Source organism: Leptospira kemamanensis, from assembly GCF_004769665.1.
In the GTDB taxonomy this organism is placed as follows: Bacteria; Spirochaetota; Leptospiria; order Leptospirales; family Leptospiraceae; genus Leptospira_A; species Leptospira_A kemamanensis.
This window is the reverse complement of sequence record NZ_RQGG01000036.1, coordinates 120,719-142,771: the sequence shown is the minus strand read 5'-3', so window position 1 is coordinate 142,771 and position 22,053 is coordinate 120,719. Positions and strand designations below refer to the sequence as shown.

Here is a 22,053-nt window from a genome sequence, read left to right as displayed (position 1 = left end):
GCTGGAGACGTGCCTGAGTGGCCGAAAGGAGCGGTTTGCTAAACCGTCGTACGAGCAATCGTACCCAGGGTTCGAATCCCTGCGTCTCCGATGTTACCGCCATGAAATTCACCCAAATCAAAGAAAAATTACAAACCTTAAAAACGTATCTTCTGACCGATGAAGCGGCTAAGATTTTTGCTGCGTTACCTTTGTATTTTTCCTGGGTTCCCATTTTCACTTGGAAACGCCAATTTCCTGAATTTGTGACCCTTTCTTTGTATTCTGCGGTTAATACTTGTTTGTTTTTAGTCGGAATTTTCCTGGCTCAGATCCTTTCTCTCCTCCCTTTTGTGGGACTTTACCTCGCTGCTACCATCCACCTGCTTTCGATTCTACTTTATCTAGGAATTGCGGGATTTTTGATTTACTCCATCCGCTTGCAAAAAACCATAGTGATACCCGTTCTTTCGGACTGGGTAAAAATGCTTCAAGCATTCATTGCGCCCATAGCTCAACTGGATAGAGTATCTGACTACGGATCAGAAGGTTAGAGGTTCAAATCCTCTTGGGCGCGCGTGGATCTCTATGAATCGTTTCTAAAACGATACAAAGTAGAACTTTCCAAATTCCATAACGAAATCCCCTCTTATTCTGAAATCGTGACAAAAGATGGAAACTTAGTTTCCTCTTCGTTTAATTCCGTCGAACAAACATTAAATCCTACCAAACACAGTGAAATTTTAGCCATCGAAAAAGCTTTATCTCTAGTAAATGGGCGTTATCTAGCAGATCACATCCTACTGACAGCACTTGAGCCATGTTTACTATGTGCTGGAGCCATCCTCCGAGTCAAACTGCCAGAAGTGGTTTATTTTGTACCGGCAAAACCAGGGGAAGGGATCTCTTCTTACACTACGGAATCCATTTACCTCTTAAACCATTTTCCGAAATGCACTCTGATACCGAAGTCGCACATAAAATTTGAATTTCTGAGTTTTTTCAAAGAGAAAAGGTAGAATTCTTACGACCGTTTCTTTTTATGGAAGCCAGTAGAAATCAAGGAGAGATGTCAGAGTGGTCTATTGTGCATGCTTGGAAAGCATGTGTGCCAAAAGCACCCCGGGTTCGAATCCCGGTCTCTCCGCCACTTTTTCTACCCGCAATCTTTCCAAAACTCACCTCTTTTGAAATTATTTCATTGCTTCTAAGCCGTGAATTTTCATACTCAAAGGGAAATCCAAAATTCAAATCTTTCTGAAAGATAAACAAAGAACTCAATGAGCGAAAACCACCAAGTACTCTTTCGAAAATACCGACCACAATTCTTTAGGGATGTGATTTACCAAGACCTCGCTGTTGGTTCCTTACAAAACGCATTTAAATCGAAAAAAATTGGACATGCTTATATCTTCATCGGTCCACGAGGTGTGGGTAAAACCACAATCGCAAGGATCCTTGCCAAACGCCTGAATTGTGAAAACCCAGATGGGGTGGAACCTTGTAATGAATGTACATCTTGTTTAGAAATTACAAAAGGGAATTCCAATGATGTATTTGAAATCGATGCTGCTTCCAACAGTGGAGTGGATAACATTCGCGAACTCAGAGAAAATGTAAAATTTAACGCGATGGGTGGCAAGTACCGAGTTTATATTTTAGATGAGGTGCATATGCTGAGTGGTGCAGCGTTTAATGCACTTCTCAAAACCTTGGAAGAACCACCTGCACATGTTGTTTTTATTTTAGCCACTACCGAGTATCATAAAATCCCAGAAACCATTTTGTCTCGTTGCCAAGACTTTCATTTCCGTAAAGTACCTGTCACCGTTTTACAGAATTATATCGAGACATTATGTACCAAAGAGGGATTGAAGTACGATTCAGAAGGATTGTTTTGGATTGCAAAGAAGGGAGATGGTTCTGTTAGAGATACGCTTTCTTTTATGGAACAAGCAGTGATCTTTACGGATGGTAACCTAACAGGTGCCAAGTTACGTAAAATGATCGGGTATCATGGAATTGATACCTTTACCGATTTTTTAAACCAACTCATCGATACATCTCAAAGTGCACAAATCTTCGAAACATTGGAGAATTTATTCCAAGCAGGAATTGATTTAGGAAAATTCATTTGGGATTTTATTGAATTTTTGAATTCACTACTTCTCATCAAAGACAATTTAGCGGATCGTGAATCGATTAACATTCCACAGGAAGACTTACAAAAACTCAAACAAAACTACCGCGAACTTGACAGGGAGATTTTAGTTTTACTTGCCGAACGGATTTTCTCCGTTCACGAAAAATTGAATTTAATGAAACTTCGTAGTTCGTACGAAATGAAAGTTTATTTAGAAATTCAATTTCGCAAATTGATATTGGACCGAGAAAAACCAAGTGTATCGGGATTATTGGCAAAAATTACTGAACTCACCAAACTCGTACAAGGTGACATTAGCGTTTTACCGGATCATTCCGAAGCTTTGAAAAAAACGAGTGTCAATCAATCACAAGTTGCGGAATCCAAAAACCAAACTCCGAAACCGCAAACTACCTCACCTTTTGAAACAAATGTAGAAGGAAAACAAAACAAATCGCAAGCAGAGACATTTGATACCAAACAATCTTCGAATACTTCTGCTCCATCCACCAAACCAACTGACAATTCTTCCGAAGATATGGAGAAATTGCTCAAAGAAAAATTTTCTGGTGTGGAAGTAGATTCCAACCAATTCAAAAATTTATAAGTCCAAAGGTAAGTATGGGAATTTTTGACCAAATGAAACAGATGCGAGAAGCATTTTCGCAGCTAGGAAATATCAAAGAAAAACAAGAAGAACTCCAAAAACGTCTCGCACAGATTCGTGTCACTGCCTCGTCAGGAGCAGGTATGGTGGAAGTGACTGCTTCCGCTGATGGAACTCTAACCAATTTAAATATCAATCCCATCATGTTCAATGCGGATGATAAAAAGATGTTAGAAGATTTAATTTTATCGGCAACAAATGAAGTACAACGAAAAGCCAAAGAAGCCATGGCTCACGAAATGAAAAATGTTTTGGGTTTTAATCCAAGTGATTTTGAAGGAGTCTTCAATCAAATGCAAAAGGATGGAGGATTTCCACCTGTCTGATCCCCAATTTCAAAAACTCATCCAAGCATTTGCAAGTTTACCTGGCATTGGTAAAAAAAGTGCGACACGAATCGGTTTTCATGTACTTCGAATGGATCCATCTACCTTTCAATCATGGATTTCCAATATTGAAGAATCGAAATCCAAATTAAGATTTTGCGACGAATGTGGTGGTTTAACTGAAGATCCAGTTTGTTCGATTTGTTTATCAGATCGAAGAGAAAATGGAATCCTTTGTGTTGTGGAACAACCAGAAGACATCTTTTTCATTGAAAATACAAAAGAATACTCAGGCAAATACCATGTTTTAAATGGCGCCATTTCACCGTTAGACGGGATCGGTCCAGAACAATTGCGAATCAAACAACTCATGACGCGATTGGATTCTGGTGAGATCAAGGAAGTGCTCATCGCAACGAATCCTACGCTCGAAGGAGATGCAACTGCCTCTTATCTTTCGACTGTCATCAAACCAATGGAAATCAAAATCACAAGAATTGCCCATGGGATTACGATTGGTGGCACTCTCGAGTATTCCGACCAATATACATTAGGAAAAGCGATTAAGTCAAGATTGACACTTTAATCATTTTGTTTGAATCAAAGTCGTTTCGGTCTACTTAGACTCTACAATTTCAAATTTTAATTCTTCACCTAAGAAATGGAATTTGATTTTTCTACCAATTTCAAAGTAACCAGCTAAAGAAAAATAAAATAAAACTATATAAATGGGAATCGATACGGATTTAGGATAGTGAAATTTAAACCCCAAGATTTGAATGAAGATTATTGCTAAAAAAAAGCTTTGGAGTAAAACAAACTGATAATTGATTAAAAATGGTGTTTCATAGAAATGATCAGATTTTTGCGTGATAATCTCCACTTCACTTGGATGGTTGAAAATCTTTGAAAAATAAAGATATATAGATGAAATTTCATCATTTTTTCTGAACTCTTCACTAATAGCCTTATTCCCATTCACAAGAAACTCTTTTTCTAACTCATTTGCTATCAGATAAACGGAAGGATCATGAATAGGGTGAATATTTTTCAACGATGCAAAACAAGTTTCGCTGATCTTTAGAATAAGCAATATATTGGATCACTCCCTTTACTTCGATATCATCTAGATAACAAAGATCGATCAAAAACAAAGTTTCGAAACTTAAAGTAAAAAAAGTTAAAATTCTAAAAAAGAAATATGCTTTAACATAAACTATCAAATATGTTTCTTTCGCTAAAACCTGTGTTCAAACACAATAAACGCTTCTCGTAAGACACGACCATACTTGGAATCAAGCAATACGAATAAAGCATCCCCAGCTACAAAATAACCCGAACGAAAAATAATTTGAAAATCCGATGTCACGTTATAACGGACGTTAAAGTTGTATTCCATACCCATATAGGTGGAAGTGCGATATCCATTTCGTTCACTAAATTCACGATTGATTCTAATTTCTGGAGATTTTGTGGCCCATAATTGGTAGTAACCCAAGGTAAATTGATAAGGACCAAAGGCGATGATATTGGAATACAAACCATATTCATTCAAACCAGAAAAACTTGATCCATTGAACAAAGCGTAACCTCCCGTAAAGTCGGTGGCGATATTGGAAATGGAAAATCCAGGAGCCAGTGTTCGGTATCCATTTCCCTTCAAATTGGCTTCTTGTCCATTTTCATCATAGCCAGGTCGGCCTGTTGTTCCAAGTGCAATTAAATTGAAGTTTAAGGATTCATTCCAACGATAGGTAAACTGGAAATCATACATTCCACCTTTGATGAAATGACGGCGAGTGGTGTTGTAAATAGTTACATCATTCGTATCATTCACGGCATTTAATTTTTTAACAATACCTGTGTTTAATATTCCGTGAACGATAAAGGAAAATTTCTGAAAATTAAATTCATTATGCAAACCATACCAAGCAAGCCTTGCTGTTTCATTGTCTGTTTTGTCGTTATCATCTAAAAAGTAAGCATACACTTCGTTTCTAATATTTCGAAAGTACTCAAACTTCAACCGGTTATAATAGATATTAGAACTTTGATAATTTTTATCTGCGAAACCATTTTTATCCACATCCAAAAAACTTTGGTCTCGTGCTCTAAGAACTCCCCCTTCCAACGATAAACGTAAAAATTGGAAATTTTTTAAAATACTAACGCCCGTTCCTGTGGAAAACAAAACTCTACCTTGTGCCGAACTAAATAATTGTTGTCCCACTTTAATGAATAAACCTGATTCAGGGATTCGAAAGTTCAGATATAAAAAGTTTGTTTGTACGTTAACGGCAGCAGTTCGTCCTCTTTCTCCACCTGAACCTGGACCAACGAGTCCTGGATCAAATCCATCGGGTCCTGTTGCCCTAAGACCTCTACCACCAAAAGGAATATCTCCCACCTGCATTCCCCAAATCCCTTCTACATACTTATTGGCAGAAAAACTCATATTGTATAAAAAACGTGAATCATAATAACTCACATCTTCCTTCCGACGAGTGATTTGACTGGGAAGACCTTGTTGTCTACGTTCTAAATCAGATTGGATGGTTTTTTGTTCTGCATCTAATCGTTCCGCATCTTCCTTTTCCAAATTAGTAATAGGTGTTACAGGGGTTTTTCGATCGAGTAAAACATCTCTTCCAACATTCGTAGCACGAACCCGAAAGGAACCATTAAAATTCATAATGGTTCTTTGTGATTCTTCTTCTTGAGAATACAAAAAAGCAAAGGGAAAAAGGAATAGGATACTAATTGTAAAAAAACGAGTGAACATGATTGAATTATTCTTTTTTCACCCATTTATTGGATTTGAAATACTTGTTGATCAATTGTTGGATTTTACCTGTTCGTTTTAATTCTTTGATGAAAAAATTCAAATGGTACAAAAACTCGATGTCACGTTTAGCAAGTGCCATACTGATATGATCTTCTTGCACAACTCCTAAAATTGGTAAATAATTGGCTCTTAGAGAAGAGTCTTTTTGTAACAAGGCTTGGATATAAAACGAATCTGCAACAAATGCGTTTACATTATTTTTTTTTAGCTCACTGAGGGCTGCTTCATTTGTAAAATAAGAAAAAACTTGGGCTTTCGGAAAGGCATCTCGTAAAAACTGATGATTGGAACTATTCGCAAGAACGGAATAGGAGACTCCTGTAATATTTGTTAGATCATTCAAATTCCGAAACAATTGTACGGTGACAATTTGTCCTTCTGGTTCTGGTGGAAGTGCAGTTCGGTTCACGAGAGCTGCAGGTGTGGAGATCAAATAAGGATCCGTAAAATAAACATCTCGAAATCGATTGATAGAAGAAGAAATTCCTGCCATCGCAATCTGTGTATCACCTTTCTCTAACATTCGAGCATGTTGGTCAAAAGTTCTGAGAGGAATGATTTTTAGATCCACATCTAAAAACTTTGCATATTCCTGAGCTAGTTCTACATCAAGTCCCGGAAAAAAATCATTGGGATTTTCGATATAAAATGGATCATAAAACTCATTCACCGATACCGTTAAGGTTTTTGTTTTTTTAATTTTCTCTAAAGTCGGACTCGTTTGCCCCTTTAAAAAACCTGGGACCAATAGAATAAAAAGCGCTATTTTCCAAACGAAACGAAGGTGAACAGGCAACATCCAATTAACCTTCTTTTCTGAAAGGGAATCGGCAAGGAAAAATTATGGATTCAGTAAGACAAATTCAGTTCGTCGATTCTTTTTGGAAGATTCCTCATCTGTTCCTTGCACAACGGGTTGGGTTGGACCTTTGCCTTCGGTCACCAAACGTTTTGGCTCGACACCTTTAGAGACTAAATATTGTTTTACGGACTCTGCCCGATCTTTGGATAAAATCATATTGTCTTCAAACGTACCTGTTAAATCCGTATGACCGATAATTTTCATTTTTTTATCCGAATTCTCGTGTAGGTAATCTACAATCGAATCCAGAGGGGCAGAGGATTCTGGTTTTAAAACGGAGGAAGCGCGTTCAAAATATACCGAATCCAAAGAGATCTTTTTCGTTTCTTCTAACTTCTTTTGTACAATGTTTTCTTGTTTGGGAACGGAGGCGGTAAAAATATCAAAAGATTTTCCTTCTACTCTTCTACAAAACAGGAAGGTTTTTTTCACTTGTTGGAAGACAATATAGGCTTCGTCTTCCGATGAGTTGATAGGCGCTCCTAAATTCTCAACATCAGTAAACTTCTCTCCTTCGATTTTTGCCATATACAAATCAAAACCACCGTACCCACCAGGGCGATTGGATGCAAAAAAAAGGATTTTACCATCGTCGTTAAAAGCGGCTGCAATCGTCGCATGACTATCATTAATGGGAGAAGGCAATGGTTTTGGATTTGACCATTGTCCATTTTGAAATTGGCTATAGAATACTTTTGCTAAATTTGGTTTTCCAAATGGATATCGGGTAAAAAGTAAAGTATCTCCTAAAAGGTGTGGATTTTCTTCAATTTCTTCCGTATTAATCGGTGAAGGTAAAGCAACTGGAGTTGACCAAACTTTTCCATCCCAATTGGAAACATACAAATCTCTTGAAATTCCAACCTTACCGTCTGGCAACATCACTTCGATTGCTCCATCACGATTCGATGATAATAACAATGTTTTGCCATCACGAGAAATGAATGGACTTTGGTCATCGAAAGCTGAGTTTAAAACACTGACTTCTTCTGGAAAATCCCATGTCCCATCTTTATTTCTTTCAGATTTAAAAATTTCCGTATAACCACGGTTTGATCGTTTTGAATAAAAATATAATGTTTTCGCATCTGGTGTCATCGTCGGACCAAATTCTTGGAACTCAGTGTTGATAGGTCCTTGGATCGGTGCCACTAACAAAACAGGATCGTTATCGCGTGTTTGGCTGAATAACGATGATGTAAACAGAATTGATGAAAATAGAAAGTATACCAACGAAAGGCAGATACTGATATTGGATTTTCGATGATTTTCCTGACTTTGCACTTCGCTTAGAGTGGTAATGGAATTTCCATTAAACCAAAGTTGGTGTGAGATATTTGAAAGTCTATTAGCACCAAGTTTCGCGGTGTTATCTGCAGCTCGCTGATTCCCCCGATTATCGCGAATATTTGCCATTCGTTTATCAACCCTATGAAGGATGTTAATTGAACGGTGCATATCCACCATATGTAGGTTTTTATTAGCAGCTCGCTTATTCCCCCAAACGAAGTTGGTTAAGGAATTACGTATAATACCAGTAAGGAATGAGATTCTTTTTATTTTTGATAATGGAAAGGAAAAGCTATTTCGTTGAGTAAGTTCATTGGGCATTTGACACCTCGGTCATCTGCCCAAAAATTCTTAGCGAATGTATTGTTTTAACACATCCGGAATTTGGAAGGTTCCATCTTCTTTCTGGTAATTTTCAATCACTGCTGCCAGTGTTCGACCGATCGCAAGACCAGAACCATTCAAAGTATGGACGAGCAGGTTTTTTCCTTCCTTTGACTTGTATCGAATTTTTCCGCGTCTTGCTTGATAGTCTTTGAAGTTAGAAACTGAAGAAATTTCCATAAATCGACCTAGTCCAGGCATCCACACTTCGATATCATAAGTTTTGGAGGAAGCACTCGACATATCTTTGCTACAAAGTAACATCACGCGATACGGAAGTTTTAATTTTTGCAAAATCGATTCCGCATCATTTAACATCTTTTCGTGTTCCTCTGTAGATTTTTCAGGTTCTACAAATTTGACAAGTTCCACTTTTTGAAATTGGTGCACTCGCACTAAACCACGTGTATCTCGACCATACGAACCAGCTTCCCTGCGAAAACAAGAGGTGTGAGCACAAACAGAAATCGGTAACTCTTTTTCTTGGATGATTTCATCCCGGTAATAATTCGTAAGTGGAACTTCTGCTGTAGGAATGAGATTCAATCCATCTTTTTCTAATCGATAAAAATCTTCGGCAAATTTAGGAAGTTGTCCTGTGGCCGTCATCGATTCATCGTTCACAAGAACGGGAACCCACATCTCTTCATATCCATTTTCAGAAGTATGAGTATCGAGCATTAAATTCATCAATGCTCGTTCTAATTTTGCACCTAACCCACGATAGGTATAAAATCTTGCACCAGAAAGTTTGACTCCGCGTTCAAAATCAAAGATTCCTAATTTCTCTCCAATATCAAAATGTGTTTTTGCTTCAAAGGAATAGTTTGGAATCTCACCCCATTGTCTAACGAGAACATTGTCTTCTTCCGATTTCCCTTCGGGAACGGATGGATCTAATAAATTAGGAAGGCCTAAATTGAGTTCGTGTAAAGACTCTTCTTCTTTTGTTAGTTCATCTTCAATCGCTTTGATTCGATCCCCAACCCCTTTCATGGAATTGGAAATTTCGGTAATGTCTTTCCCTTGCGATTTTTGAATTCCGATCTCTTTGGAAACTCGGTTACGCTCTGCACGAAGTTCCTCAACTTCTAATTTTAGTTTTCTTTGTTTTTCAGAAACGGATTTGATTTTTGCTTCTATATCAGAAGAGACAACACCACGTTTTTGTAAGGTGGAAAGTAATTCCTCTGGGTTTTGAACAATACGATTGATATCAAGCATGGTGATAAGCCTTTCTTTCTGTAAATTTTATTGAGTTTTTGTAAATTCGTTTTGCCACTTCCACATTAGGTTCTGTTCTGAGTGAAAACATTTTTTCTAATACATAGGGCAAATGAGAAGAATCATTTCGTTTTCCACGATGTGGCATTGGTGATAAAAAAGGAGCATCTGTTTCAATTAAGATCGATTCGATTGGAATTTTTTTAGCAGCTTCTTGGATGTCAGTTGCTGATTTAAACGTTACAATCCCTGAAAAGGAAATGTAATAACCAAGATCGACAAATTGTTTTGCAGCTTCATAATCATAAGTAAAACAATGAATCACACCAAATGCTTTTGTTTTAAATTCTTTCAATGCTTCATAGGTATCGGCAAATGCATCTCTAGAATGAATCACAACAGGGAGTTGGTATTTCGATGAGAAATCTAAAAACTTTCGCAATACATCGTTTTGTTGGGAACGAGTGCTTGCATCATGATAAAGATCCACACCGATCTCTCCGATCGCTGCAAATTTCGGATCATTCATTCGGGATTTTGCTAAATCTAAAATTTGATCAGCATTAGGGAATTCATGTGTTTCCGTTGGATGGCAACCAATCGAATACGAAATTTTTAATTCATCTGTCGAGTATGTATCTGAAATATGAACAGCTTCGATAGAACTTGGTAGATCAATGCCAATCTGCACCAGTCGGTCTACTCCAACCTTTCGGGATTTCTCCAGGGTTTCTTCAATGCTTTGTCCTTGTTCACGAATTATGTCTAAGTGGCAATGTGTGTCTATCGTCGAATATCCCATAAATAGCAAGATTTGTAATTTCCACTGGATGAAAATGAAAATTCAATCGAAAGATATAGTGGGTAGATTAACTTTTGTTTAAATCAACCTAGGTCTATTACGAACGTGGAAGTAAAACAAAGATTACATTTAATTTTTTACCGACTCCGGTATAAAGTCCAGGAATGGAAGCTTAAGTTATCCCAACGTTACGAGGATTTGGACAAAAAGGGTCGCGAAAAGCTGACCATCATGGTCATTCCTCATACGGACCGCAAAACCATCAACTTTGTCATCTCCTACAAAGCCATTTCCATCTTCATTGGTATCATGGTTGTTCTACTTGTCATCAGCGCTGTGAATGTTTTATCACATAGTGGATCCATCCACCAACTCACAGAACTCAATTTAACGAACAAAGACTTTATCAGACAATCCTCGAAGATGAAAGAAGAGGTAAACTCTCTTCACGAAACCATCCAATACTATTACGAACGAATTTCGAATCTCTACATCAAATTAGGTGGAGATCCATCTCGCGTTTCCAAAGGGATGGGTGGACAAGCGGGTCAATTCCTTGCTTTACAAGGAACACCACAAACTGACATCACAGATGAATCCTTTCGTATCAAAGAAGACATTCACAATTTGAAACTCTCTTCTGAACTTTCTGAAGAAATCATCAAACTCATCAAAAAAAGAAAAAGTATCATCAAAAACACACCATCAATTTGGCCCACTAAAGGGTATGTATTGTTTCCATTTGGAAAGTACATCTCACCGATTACTGGCAAAGAAGAATACAATCGTGGTTTAGACATTGGATCTTTCCCAGGAGCAGAAGTCATTGCTACGGCACCTGGTTTAGTGTTTGATACTGGTTACTCACCAGCAACTGGTTATTATGTAAAAATTTCCCACAGATTTGGATGGAAAACGATCTACTCTAACCTTGATCGTATCCGTGTGAAGAAAAACGAAAAACTTTCTAAGGGTGACATTCTAGGATATGTCGGAAAATCTCCTGAAAATCCGATTTACCATCTTCATTATGAAGTACATGTTGGTACCCAAGCGTTGAATCCGTTTTCGTTTCTCAACCAAATCCAAGAATAATGTCGAATCCATCTACAGAAGAAGAATATTTAGTTAATAGCATCATCGGAGAAGGGGCTGAATTCACAGGTGAATTTAAGTTCCCTGGCCTCATTCGTATCGATGGAAAATTCCGTGGAGTCTTAGAAACCACAGGAAAGGTCCTTATCGGAAAGTCTGGAATCGTCGATACAGATATCAAAGCACGTGTGGTGGTTGCAGGTGGAGAAATCCGCGGAAATATTTATGCAACAGAACGGGTAACACTACTTTCGAGTTGTCGATTAGAAGGGGACATTGTCACTCCTCGTCTCATCGTAGAAGAAGGTGTTGTGTTCCACGGGAAATGTACGATTAACCCCACTCGTCATTAGGCGGGTTTATGATCATCCAAAACAACAACCCTAAGTCGGTTTCCACTCAGACAAAAAAGGGTTCCAAAGAAAAACTAAGTTCTTCCCTTGCTCCCGTCGATGAAGCCAAACAAAGTTTTTTAGAAATTCTAGAATCCATTGTTCCTTCTGGAAAAGAAGAAACGAGAGAACTGAATGAACTTTGGAAAGATTTACCAGATTTAGAAAAAGATCTCATCAAAGATCCCAATCACAAAAACCTTGAATCTTATAAAAAACACATCAAACAAATTGCAGAGATAATTCTCAAACGAAACTACAAAGTGATGCAAGCACCCCAACGCGGACGAAATGACCAAAAAGATGTTCGTTATGTGAAGGTAGTAGATGAAAAATTGGACTTATTGGCGAAAACGATGTTTTCACCCAATAACAGTGCCTTTGTTATTTTGAAACAATTAGATGAAATAAGGGGTCTACTGATTGATCTAAAAGGATAATTCTTTGCAAACACCTGACCGACCTAAGTCAAAAAACCTCCGTGTCCTTTCCAAAACGTTTTCTTATCTAAAACCATACCGAATGCAAATGATCCTTTCTTCGTTTGCCCTTCTATTCACAGCGGGTGTTACCTTAGGTCTCGGACAAGGTTTACGGCATTTGGTGGATGCAGGATTTTCTGCCAGATCCAAACAAGAATTAGGTTATGCACTTGTTTTTATCATCTTTGTGGGTATCCTACTTGCGATTGGAACCTACATCCGCCATTACACTGTTTCTTGGATCGGGGAAAGGGTTGCATCCGACATCAGAAAAGATGTCTTTCAACATATCATCTTTATCCATCCTAGTTTTTTTGAATCCAACTCTCCTGGGGAAATCCAATCAAGAATCACAACCGATACGACCCTCATCCAAACGGTCATTGGTTCTTCCGCTTCCATCGCATTAAGAAATCTTTTGATGTTTGTGGGTGGGATTATTTTTCTTTTTATTACCAATGCCAAACTCACCATGATTGTTCTTTTTAGTGTTCCCTTCATTGTGTTTCCGATTCTATTTTATGGAAAACGAGTGAGAAACCTTTCCCGTAACACTCAGGACAAAATTGCAAACATTGGTACCTATGTCAGTGAATCCCTTCTCAACATTAAAATTTTACAATCCTTCCACCACCAAAAAGTAGATATCGATGTATTCTCCAGAACAGTAGAAGATGCCTTTGGAGTTGCCGTTTCCAGAATTAGACAAAGGGCCCTTCTCATCGGGACTGTCATTTTATTCATTCTTACGGGAATCAGCTTTATGTTATGGGTGGGAGGAACGGATGTCCTTGAAGGAAAAATCACTGGGGGCGAACTCATTGCCTTTTCTTTTTATGCCATCATGGTAGCAAATAGTGTGGGGGCCGTATCCGAAGTTCTGGGTGATTTGCAAAGGGCAGCAGGAGCCACAGAAAGACTCATGGAACTCTTGTTATCCGAATCGGAAATCAAAGATCCAATCCATCCAAAACCTATTGCAGAAGTATTCCATTCTGAAAATTCTGCGATACCAAGAAATGGTTTAGGAAAACAAAATGGATTCACTATCCTTTTAAAAGATTTAACATTTTCCTATCCTTCACGTCCCGAGTCCAAAGCCATCAATGGTATCAATTTAGAAATTCCTTCCAACAAAACTACTGCACTTGTTGGACCTTCGGGTGGTGGGAAAAGTACTCTCTTCGAACTCATCCTTCGTTTTTATGATCCAACTTCTGGTTCCATTTCTATCAGTGGTATCAATCTCAAAGATTTAAAGTTAGAAGACTTACGATCCCTCATTGGATTCGTTCCCCAACAACCCATTCTATTCAGTGGTACACTACGAGAAAATATCGCCTATGGAAAACCAAATGCCAGTTTTGAAGAGATCCAAACCGCTGCCGAAAATGCATATGTAACAGAATTTTTAAATCAATTGCCTGATGGCTATAATACGAACTTAGGCCATTTGGGAACACGACTCTCAGGTGGGCAAAAACAACGAATCGCAATTGCGAGAGCAATCTTACGAAATCCAAGAATCCTATTACTTGATGAAGCAACCTCAGCACTCGATTCAGAATCCGAACAGATGATCCAAAGGGCTTTGGACTTTTTAGTGAAAGAAAGGACAACCATTATGATTGCCCATCGTTTATCGACAGTCGTAAAGTCTGATCAAATTGTTGTGATTAAAGAAGGAGAGATTGAGTCTGTAGGAACACATGACGAACTCTTACGATCTAGTGAATTGTATGAGCGTTTGGCGAAATTACAATTTCACACCGAGTTGCTCTAAGATTCGTTCCATATCACTTAAGTTTGCATACGAAAACACAATTTTCCCTTTGCCATTTGTTTCATTGTGAGACACTTCCACTTTAGAACTGAATTTATTTCGTAACTTAGTTTCCAGTTTCACAATACTCGCATCTCGTTTGTCAGGTCCACTGGCAGAGGAACTAGATTTCTTTTCTGGATTCAAAAGATTCGAAACATAGTTTTCTACTTCCCGAACATTCCATCCTTCACTGATCACCTTTTGTGCGACTTCAAATTGTTTTTTGGAATCTGGAATGGATAGAAGGGGACGTGCTTGTCCTTCTGAAAGTTTCCCTTCCTTCACCCAATCTTGTAATGGCTTTGGCAATGCAAGGAGTCGGATCAAATTGGAAATGGTGGCTCTGTTTTTTCCCACACGAGTCGCAAGGTCTGTTACCTTTAACCCTCGTTTGTCGATGATTGCCTGATAAGCATATGCTTCATCCATTGGGTTTAAATTTTCCCTTTGGATATTCTCAATGAGTGCCAGCTCCATCATGTCTGCTTCGGAGAGATCACGAACGATGGCTGGAATTTTCGCAAAGCCTGCAAGTTTACACGCGCGTAATCTCCTTTCTCCAGCTACCAATAAGAAACCAGAACCGGATGGATTTTTTTGCACAACGATGGGTTGGATCACTCCGTGTTCTACAATGGTATTGGATAACTCTTGGATGGATGCATCTGAAAATTGTTTTCTTGGTTGGTGAGGGTTCGGTGCAATTTCAGATACTTTGATTTCACGAAGTCCTGATTGTTCGTCCTTGGAAATCTCAACATTGTTTTCATTGACTGGGATTAAATTTCCAAGTCCTCTTCCTAAAACTTTTCCTTTGCCGAGTGCCATAACTTATGCCCTCCCTACAATTTCTTCCGCTAAACTTTTATAACTCTTTGCTCCAACACCATCGGGATCATAATAGTTGATTGGTTTTCCAAAAGAAGGTGCCTCTGATAATTTTATATTACGTGGGATCACAGTTTCATAAACTTTTTCTTTGAAATAGTTTCTCACATCTTCGGCTACTTGGTTTGCGAGGTTCGTACGTTTGTCATACATTGTGAGAAGTACACCTTCGAGTGCCAGTGACGGATTCCATTGTGACTGTACGAGAGAAATAATTCGCATGAGTTGTGAAAGACCTTCGAGTGCAAAGTACTCGGTTTGCAAAGTAATCATGACAGATTGAGAAGCACAAAGGGCATTGATGGTAAGAACACCAAGAGAAGGGGGACAATCGATTAAAATATAATCATAGGATTCTTTGATAGAGGCGAGTGCATCTTTGAGTTTGAATTCTTTTTTTTCAATTCCGAGAAAGTCTACTTCAAGTCCTGAGAGGTTGATGTTAGAAGGAATGATATCTAAATTACTGATGAAAGTTTTTTGGATCGCTTCTCTTGCTGATAACTCTCCAATCATCACTTCATACGTAGTTTTATTTAAGGACTGCACCTCTAACCCAAGACCAGACCCTGAGTTCCCTTGTGGATCAATATCGAGGAGTAGAACTTTTTTTCCCAGTTCAACAAGATTGGATGCTAAGTTGATCGCTGTGGTTGTTTTGCCAACACCACCTTTTTGATTGCTGATCGATACGATTTTACCCATTCTTGCTTTTCGTCTCCTTTACGATTTCTTTCCATTCACGGGGGTATCCCTTTTTCGGAAGTGAATTCTTTTGCAGTATTTTGATATGTCTCTTTCCAACAAACTCTAATTCAGGAATGGGAATTTCTTTTTTCATTACAAAGCCATTGTTCGTGAGAACCTCTGTTTCTTTCTCCAAATCTGAATAGGGTTGTGCTAGAAAGGGACATAAGATTCCTTTTTGTTTCAACATCCGGGTAGTCACTTCTGCGATGTAAGGATAGGGAACCATGGCTCTGGAAGTGACTACATCGAAATTGGAATTGATCTCTTCTGTGCGTGCATAGATAAACTCCACACGTTTTTTTACCTTGGATAAACTTCCAGTTTCGACTTCTGCTTCGAGCAAGGCTAACTTTCTCTTTTGAGAATCTACCAAGAAGACATGAGGTGCTTTTTTCAAAAGAGCAAAAAGAAATCCTGGGAGTCCCGGCCCAGTTCCGACATCAGCAATATTTGTTTCACGTGAAACGTAACCTGTCGTTTTTAATTTCCAAACAAAGATCATTGATTCCAGAATATGTCTCTCAAGAATCTTTTCCGAATCGTTTCGCGAAAAGAATCCTCCTTTCTCATTGTCTCGCTTTAAAAATTCATAAAAGTTTTTCACGAGCTCCCAATCAAATTCTGGTTCAAGAGAGGGAAAGAGTTCTGGGATGATGGATTGGATTTCTTCTTGGATCGTTTTTTCTGACATAATCGTATTATCGTTTTATAGATTTTCGCCGATGTCTCCTGTAGGAGAAATCATTTCCATGTTTCGAATGTTTATTTTTTTCATCATCCTTTCGTTTCCTATCTTAGGTTACACACCTGGCAAGTGGTCCCACAAAGATGCTTATCTGTTCAAAAAAGTAAAAAAAGTTCCGAACAAAGAGATCGTTCGAAATGCGGAAGGGCAGGTGATTTATGTCGCAGAATATGAATACAACTCTGATGGGAAATTGATCGCCGAAACTTATTCAGACAAAGAAGGGAAGGGTGACGGCAAAACAACATTCCGTTATACAGATGGTTTATTAACGAGCGAAGAAGTGTATGATAATGGTGGCCACTTAGTGGAGCGTAAGGACTTTCAATTCAAAGGTCGCGCACTCAAGAAAATGAATATAAAAGATGCGGAAGGAAAACTTGTGATGGTTTACTCCATTGAAAGTGATGGGGAAGGAAATGTTTTTGCTGCAGAAGGTAAAAACATGGAAACCAAAGACAACGAATCCTTTCGTTTTCAAATCGATCCTAAAAGACCTAATGTTCAAATCCAATATTTGACAGATGATAAAAAGAAGGAACTGGGCGAGATCCACTTTAAGTTTGATGCAAAAGGAAACTTAGTGGAAAGAGAATTCTTCCAAGGTGAAAATCGCCGTGTTCATAAACTGAAATACAAAGCAGATGGAAGTTTAGAGTCCCATTCGTTTCACGTGAAACAGGGGGACAACTGGATTCTAGAAAAAACCCACGTCTTAGTTTACGACTGAGTTTTAAAGTAACCCAGAAATACAATTTCGTTGGCGAGTTAGAAAGTTTTGCCAACGAAAGTCATTCGAAACTAAACCGTTCATTCCCCACTAACGAAGCAGTTTTCAAAAACAGTTCCTCTCTTGTTGAACCGTCTATCACCTTGCTTTCATCTAGAAACAATTCATTTTAAAAATTCAAAATACAGATTCCATTGTTTCTGAAACTATCATCCAGGAGTCACAGCTAAGCTCACATCTGGAATCATCGGTTCTCTATGATTGTTGATTCAAAAGAAAAGAGGTCCTCTACTTTCGAATCTAATAAAAATCTCCATCTTTAGAATCTACATGCGCTCTTAGTTTCTGATCGTTCGTCTATTTCTGGAAGCAAGGAAAGTGCATAATTGATGGAATGCCTTTATTAAAATCATTCATTCTAAACGACTACGCTTGGCTAAATCATTTTCTTACAAATCTAGTGCTTGCATTTAGGCATAAAAAAACCAAGAAGGGAAACCTCCTTGGTATATATTCTTTTATTCTTTCGTAAAGGAAGTGGTGACTCGGAGTAAGAATGATCTATCTATTATCTACGATCCACCAAATGGTAAAGCAGTAGATCCACATCCGATGGATCCACACCCGAAATGTGTAAGGCAGTTTCCAAATTGAGTGGTCTATGTTTTTCTAACTTCACAATCGCTTCTGTTTTCAAACCTTTCACACTGGCATAATCAAAGTCGGATGGGATTTGGAAGTTTAAAAACTTCTTTCGGTATTCAATCGTTTCGAGTTCTCGTTTTAAATACCCTTCATACTTTACTTCCATCTCCAAAACAGCTTTCTCATCTTCGTTCAAAATCGAAAGCTCAGAAACAATAGGTTCTATGTCTTTGATTTTGATATCAGATCGTTTCAAAAAGGAAGCAAGGGTATGACCAAATTTGTAATTGGTGATCTGCTTTTCTTCTAAGAGTTTTGCAAGCTCTTCCGATGGTTTCATTGCCGAAACAAAAAGATGGGATTTGATTTTTTCAATCCTTGCGTAGCGATCTTTCATCTCGTTGTACAATGATTCTTCTACAAGACCCATCTCATAACCATACTGCATAAGCCTTTGGTCAGCGTTGTCTTGTCTGAGGAGGAGACGATACTCAGCACGACTTGTGAACATACGGTATGGGTCTTCCACACCTTTGTAGACAAGATCATCCACAAGAACTCCGATATAAGATTCACTTCGTTTGAAAAGAATTGGTTCTTCTTTTCTCACAGACCGAATCACATTATATGCCGCCACAAGTCCTTGCGCTGCCGCTTCTTCATACCCAGTGGTTCCATTGATCTGACCCGCATGGTAAAGACCCTTTACCTTTTTTGTTTCGAGAGTTGGATTGAGTTCTGTGGGATCCACATAATCATACTCGATGGCATAACCAGGTCGCATGAGTTCTACTTCTTCCAAACCTTTGATGCTTCGTAAGAACTTCCATTGCACTTCTTCCGGTAAACTAGTAGAGACACCATTGAGATACATCTCGTTTGTTTCGTAACCTTCCGGTTCGATAAAGATTTGGTGACGGTCTCTCTCTGCAAAACGAACTACCTTATCTTCGATAGAAGGACAGTATCTTGGACCTATACTTTTGATCTGACCAGAATACATCGGTGAGTATTCTAAGTTTTGTTTGATGAGTTCATGAGTGGTGTCGTTTGTGTAAGTGATGTAACAAGGAATTTGTCTACGATCAATCTTCTTTGTGGAGAAAGAAAAGGGGCGTGGGTTTTCATCACCGTCTTGGATTTCGAGTCCATCAAAGTTGATGGAGTTTTTATGAACACGAGCAGGGGTTCCTGTTTTCAAACGACCAAGGCGTAATTCAAAACGAGCGAGTGTATGCGATAAACCTTTGGTGGTTGGTTCCCCAATCCTACCTGATTCTTTTTGGTAGGTACCAATGTGAATCACACTCGATAAAAATGTTCCCGTGGTTAAGATCACATGGTTTGTATAAAACGTAAAGCCACGACCAGTGATGACACCAGTCACTTGGTTTCCTTCCACAATCAAATCTTCTACTGTATCTTGTCTGATGGAGAGATGTTGTAATTTTTCCAACTGGTGTTTCACCATCAGTTGGTATTGTTTTTTCTCTGCTTGTGCACGCGGCGCCCAAACGGAAGGACCTTTGGATGTGTTTAACATCTTAAATTGGATCCCTGTTTGGTCAATCACCCGACCCATAAGACCACCGAGAGCATCCACCTCTCGCACCATATGGCCTTTTGCAATTCCACCGATCGCCGGGTTACAACTCATCTGCCCAATCGTATCTAAGTTCATTGTGATGAGTAAGGTTTTGAGACCAGCTTTGGCAGAAATATACGCGGCTTCGGTTCCGGCATGACCTGCGCCGACAACGATACAATCAAATTGGTTGGGATAAAAGGAAGGATTCATATTATGTCTTCTTGGTATAACGATTCTTATGTCTTATGAAAAATAAGGAGAGTTCAGACCACTCTCTAGAACGATATCAAAACCATCGGCGTATGCTTCGAGAGAAAAAAAGATAAAATTCATTTTCTAATTTTGAAACTCCTGAAGATTGGAAGGATAGGAATCTCAATGGCTCAGAATTCATTTCCATATACATACTTTGAAGGCAAAATTGTTCCGTCAGAAGACGCGAAAGTCAGTGTCCAAACCCATGCACTCCAATATGGAACTGGTGTCTTTGGTGGAATCAGAGGTTACTACAACGAAGCAAAAAAAAATCTGTTTGTGTTCCGATTGCCAGAACATTGCAAACGACTTGTGAACTCCACCAAGATCATGCAACTTCAAATCAAAATCACACCAGAAGAAATCCAAACCATCATCTTGGATCTGCTTCGTAAAAATGAGGCAAAACAAAATGTATACTTACGACCTTTCATCTATACATCAGCCCTACAACTATCTCCACGTTTCCATGATGTGAAAGCAGACATCACTGTGTATGCTTTGAAACTAGATGACTACTTAGACACACAAAATGGTCTCACAACGATGGTGTCTTCTTGGCAACGTTTCTCAGACAACCAAATCCCAACTTTATCTAAAGTAAGTGGTGGGTATGTAAACTCTGCGTTAGCTAAATCTGAAGCAGTTCAAAATGGAATGGATGAAGCGATCTTTTTAGATGCTAGAGGATTTGTCTCGGAAGGTTCTGCTGAAAATTTGTTTATCGTTCGTGATGGTGTGATCCATACACCAACCATTCCTTCATCAATTCTTGAAGGTATCACACGAAGAAGTATCCTTCAAATTGCAAAAGATTTGGGTTACCAAGTTGTCGAACGTGACATTGCAAGATCTGAATTGTATATCGCAGATGAATTGTTTTTTTCAGGAACCGGTGTGCAAGTGGCTTGGGTGAAAGAAGTAGACAGACGTGTGATTGGAAATGGAACCATTGGACCGATCACAAAGAAAATCCAATCTGTCTTTTTTGAAACCGTACGTGGTGAACAACCAAACTACATGAATTGGCTCACACCGGTATATTAAAACAAAATGACTGATACTTTGTTTTCATTCGAACAGGTGTCAGGCCAAGATGTTGCACTGACCTATCTTCATTCCTTTTTAAAGGATAGATCGAAAATTCCAGGTTCTCTCATTTTTCATGGACCCGATGGAGTGGGGAAGTGGTTGGCAGCGGAACGATTTGCAAGGCATGTACTTTGTTTAAAGGGAACATCCTGTGGTGAATGTGATTCTTGCCGTCAGTTCATGAAAGGAGTCCATCCTGATTTTATCCAATTTCCCATTCGAAAAAATATAGCCATTGGAAAAGAAAAAGATCCAGAAGAGTTAACAATTCGTTGGTTACTCTCCACTCGAATTCCTTATAAACCCCATACATCCGATTACCGAATTGTTTTATTTCCCGAACCGAACCGCATCAATAATGAAGCGGAAACAACCTTACTGAAAACATTAGAAGAACCACCACCGCATACAAAGTTCATTCTGATCGTAAATGATATAAACAATTTAAAACAAACGATTATTTCTCGTTCGGTTTGTATTCCATTCCATTATCTTCCACAAGAAGAAATCAAAAAAATTCGAAGGAATGAAATCTCAGAATCTAAATTGTATTATGGTGGTTCCCTCAATCCCTTTGATATCACGGATGAGTTTTTAGAGGAATGGCATAACTATGTAAAAGAACATTGCCATGATTCAATTTTACTCTTTAAATTAGAAAATTGGGTAAGAGAACAATTGGCTGAGTTTCGATCCAACAAAGAAGGATTTTCTGGAATCGATTTTTTAGAATTAATTTGTTTGTTATTACTTTATGAATACAGACAAAAAAACTTTGAAGCCAATGTGGGTCGTATTGAAGCCATTCTTGATTTCAAAATGAAACTTCATTATGAAATTCCTGCCTTAGAATATGTGCTTTTATCACAACTTTTCTTACGACTCGCAACCTAATCTAAAAACGATTTCATTAGATTCACAATTGGTTCACTGATACGTTCCATACGATTTTCAAAATTCTTTCAGAAAAAATCTTAAATCAAATCTAGTGAATCACTCGCCTAACAAAAATTAAATACAAATATCCTGTCAAATCAATTAAGC

The 22,053-nt window shown here is 38.5% G+C and carries 21 protein-coding genes and 3 tRNA genes; 14 read left to right on the top strand and 10 right to left on the bottom strand.

Going from position 1 to position 22,053, the window contains the following annotated elements:
* Positions 1–3 precede the first annotated feature (3 nt).
* The 7 genes from EHQ59_RS13455 to recR all read left to right on the top strand — a co-directional run bounded on the left by EHQ59_RS13455 (position 4) and on the right by recR (position 3,701).
* Positions 4–90 (top strand) — tRNA-Ser (locus EHQ59_RS13455).
* Between the two features lie 392 nt (positions 91–482).
* Positions 483–556: transfer RNA gene (locus tag EHQ59_RS13450), tRNA-Arg, on the top strand.
* Position 557: 1 nt separating this feature from the next.
* The gene (locus tag EHQ59_RS13445) at positions 558–998 is read left to right on the top strand and encodes a nucleoside deaminase (RefSeq protein ID WP_135620162.1); all 441 of its coding nucleotides are present in this window, start codon (positions 558–560) and stop codon (positions 996–998) included.
* A gap of 44 nt (positions 999–1,042) precedes the next feature.
* Positions 1,043–1,129: transfer RNA gene (locus EHQ59_RS13440), tRNA-Ser, on the top strand.
* 130 nt (positions 1,130–1,259) lie between these two features.
* Positions 1,260–2,729 (top strand): DNA polymerase III subunit gamma/tau, encoded by a 1,470-nt coding sequence (dnaX, locus tag EHQ59_RS13435; protein ID WP_135620161.1) that lies wholly within the window; start codon positions 1,260–1,262, stop codon positions 2,727–2,729.
* A gap of 20 nt (positions 2,730–2,749) precedes the next feature.
* Positions 2,750–3,115 (top strand): YbaB/EbfC family nucleoid-associated protein, encoded by a 366-nt coding sequence (locus EHQ59_RS13430; protein ID WP_208652409.1) that lies wholly within the window; start codon positions 2,750–2,752, stop codon positions 3,113–3,115.
* Positions 3,093–3,701 (top strand): recombination mediator RecR, encoded by a 609-nt coding sequence (gene recR / locus EHQ59_RS13425; protein ID WP_135620159.1) that lies wholly within the window; start codon positions 3,093–3,095, stop codon positions 3,699–3,701. The genes EHQ59_RS13430 and recR overlap by 23 nt, the downstream gene beginning before the upstream one ends.
* Positions 3,702–3,731: 30 nt before the next feature.
* Here the strand turns inward: recR and EHQ59_RS13420 are convergent, their stop codons facing one another.
* From EHQ59_RS13420 to EHQ59_RS13395, 6 genes are all read right to left on the bottom strand, one after another.
* Positions 3,732–4,169 carry a hypothetical protein gene (locus EHQ59_RS13420; protein ID WP_135620158.1) on the bottom strand — a complete coding sequence of 146 codons (438 nt, stop codon included), beginning with the start codon at positions 4,167–4,169 and terminating at the stop codon, positions 3,732–3,734.
* Between the two features lie 183 nt (positions 4,170–4,352).
* Positions 4,353–5,897, bottom strand: coding sequence for an alginate export family protein (locus tag EHQ59_RS13415; RefSeq protein ID WP_135620157.1), 1,545 nt, complete (start codon positions 5,895–5,897; stop codon positions 4,353–4,355).
* A 7-nt stretch (positions 5,898–5,904) separates the two neighbouring features.
* Complete coding sequence (locus tag EHQ59_RS13410) at positions 5,905–6,759, bottom strand: substrate-binding periplasmic protein (protein WP_135620156.1); 855 nt, start codon at positions 6,757–6,759, stop codon at positions 5,905–5,907.
* Positions 6,760–6,801: 42 nt separating this feature from the next.
* Positions 6,802–8,238 (bottom strand): OmpA family protein, encoded by a 1,437-nt coding sequence (locus EHQ59_RS13405; protein ID WP_244245536.1) that lies wholly within the window; start codon positions 8,236–8,238, stop codon positions 6,802–6,804.
* Between the two features lie 225 nt (positions 8,239–8,463).
* Positions 8,464–9,720, bottom strand: coding sequence for a serine--tRNA ligase (gene serS, locus EHQ59_RS13400; RefSeq protein WP_135620155.1), 1,257 nt, complete (start codon positions 9,718–9,720; stop codon positions 8,464–8,466).
* Positions 9,713–10,522, bottom strand: coding sequence for a TatD family hydrolase (locus tag EHQ59_RS13395; protein WP_208652391.1), 810 nt, complete (start codon positions 10,520–10,522; stop codon positions 9,713–9,715). The genes serS and EHQ59_RS13395 overlap by 8 nt, the downstream gene beginning before the upstream one ends.
* A 105-nt stretch (positions 10,523–10,627) precedes the next feature.
* Between EHQ59_RS13395 and EHQ59_RS13390 the strand changes: the two genes are divergently transcribed.
* The 4 genes from EHQ59_RS13390 to EHQ59_RS13375 are packed head-to-tail and all read left to right on the top strand — an operon-like array spanning position 10,628 to position 14,274.
* Positions 10,628–11,617, top strand: a complete 990-nt coding sequence (locus tag EHQ59_RS13390; protein WP_135620153.1) for a M23 family metallopeptidase — start codon at positions 10,628–10,630, stop codon at positions 11,615–11,617.
* Complete coding sequence (locus EHQ59_RS13385; RefSeq protein WP_135620152.1) at positions 11,617–11,970, top strand: bactofilin family protein; 354 nt, start codon at positions 11,617–11,619, stop codon at positions 11,968–11,970. Before EHQ59_RS13390 ends, EHQ59_RS13385 begins: the two co-directional genes overlap by 1 nt.
* 8 nt (positions 11,971–11,978) lie before the next feature.
* Positions 11,979–12,449, top strand: coding sequence for a YaaR family protein (locus tag EHQ59_RS13380; RefSeq protein ID WP_135620151.1), 471 nt, complete (start codon positions 11,979–11,981; stop codon positions 12,447–12,449).
* 4 nt (positions 12,450–12,453) lie between these two features.
* The gene (locus tag EHQ59_RS13375) at positions 12,454–14,274 is read left to right on the top strand and encodes an ABC transporter transmembrane domain-containing protein (RefSeq protein ID WP_135620150.1); all 1,821 of its coding nucleotides are present in this window, start codon (positions 12,454–12,456) and stop codon (positions 14,272–14,274) included.
* Here EHQ59_RS13375 and EHQ59_RS13370 read toward each other — a convergent pair.
* The 3 genes from EHQ59_RS13370 to EHQ59_RS13360 are packed head-to-tail and all read right to left on the bottom strand — an operon-like array spanning position 14,248 to position 16,645.
* Complete coding sequence (locus tag EHQ59_RS13370) at positions 14,248–15,144, bottom strand: ParB/RepB/Spo0J family partition protein (protein ID WP_135620149.1); 897 nt, start codon at positions 15,142–15,144, stop codon at positions 14,248–14,250. The two genes, EHQ59_RS13375 and EHQ59_RS13370, sit on opposite strands and share 27 nt — an antisense overlap.
* Positions 15,145–15,147: 3 nt before the next feature.
* Complete coding sequence (locus EHQ59_RS13365) at positions 15,148–15,909, bottom strand: ParA family protein (protein ID WP_135620148.1); 762 nt, start codon at positions 15,907–15,909, stop codon at positions 15,148–15,150.
* The gene (locus EHQ59_RS13360; RefSeq protein ID WP_135620147.1) at positions 15,902–16,645 is read right to left on the bottom strand and encodes an RsmG family class I SAM-dependent methyltransferase; all 744 of its coding nucleotides are present in this window, start codon (positions 16,643–16,645) and stop codon (positions 15,902–15,904) included. Before EHQ59_RS13360 ends, EHQ59_RS13365 begins: the two co-directional genes overlap by 8 nt.
* A 58-nt stretch (positions 16,646–16,703) precedes the next feature.
* Here EHQ59_RS13360 and EHQ59_RS13355 point away from each other — a divergent pair, with 58 nt between their 5' ends.
* Positions 16,704–17,429, top strand: coding sequence for a hypothetical protein (locus EHQ59_RS13355; RefSeq protein WP_135620146.1), 726 nt, complete (start codon positions 16,704–16,706; stop codon positions 17,427–17,429).
* 568 nt (positions 17,430–17,997) lie between these two features.
* Here the strand turns inward: EHQ59_RS13355 and mnmG are convergent.
* On the bottom strand, positions 17,998–19,872 hold the full coding sequence (gene mnmG / locus EHQ59_RS13350; RefSeq protein WP_135620145.1) for a tRNA uridine-5-carboxymethylaminomethyl(34) synthesis enzyme MnmG: 1,875 nt from the start codon (positions 19,870–19,872) through the stop codon (positions 17,998–18,000).
* 168 nt (positions 19,873–20,040) lie between these two features.
* Between mnmG and EHQ59_RS13345 the strand changes: the two genes are divergently transcribed.
* Together EHQ59_RS13345 and EHQ59_RS13340 are read left to right on the top strand one after the other, a co-directional pair.
* On the top strand, positions 20,041–20,964 hold the full coding sequence (locus EHQ59_RS13345) for a branched-chain amino acid transaminase (RefSeq protein WP_135620144.1): 924 nt from the start codon (positions 20,041–20,043) through the stop codon (positions 20,962–20,964).
* A 6-nt stretch (positions 20,965–20,970) separates the two neighbouring features.
* Entirely contained in the window at positions 20,971–21,903 is a 933-nt protein-coding gene (locus EHQ59_RS13340) for a hypothetical protein (protein ID WP_135620143.1), read from the top strand.
* The last annotated feature ends 150 nt before the right edge of the window (positions 21,904–22,053 follow it).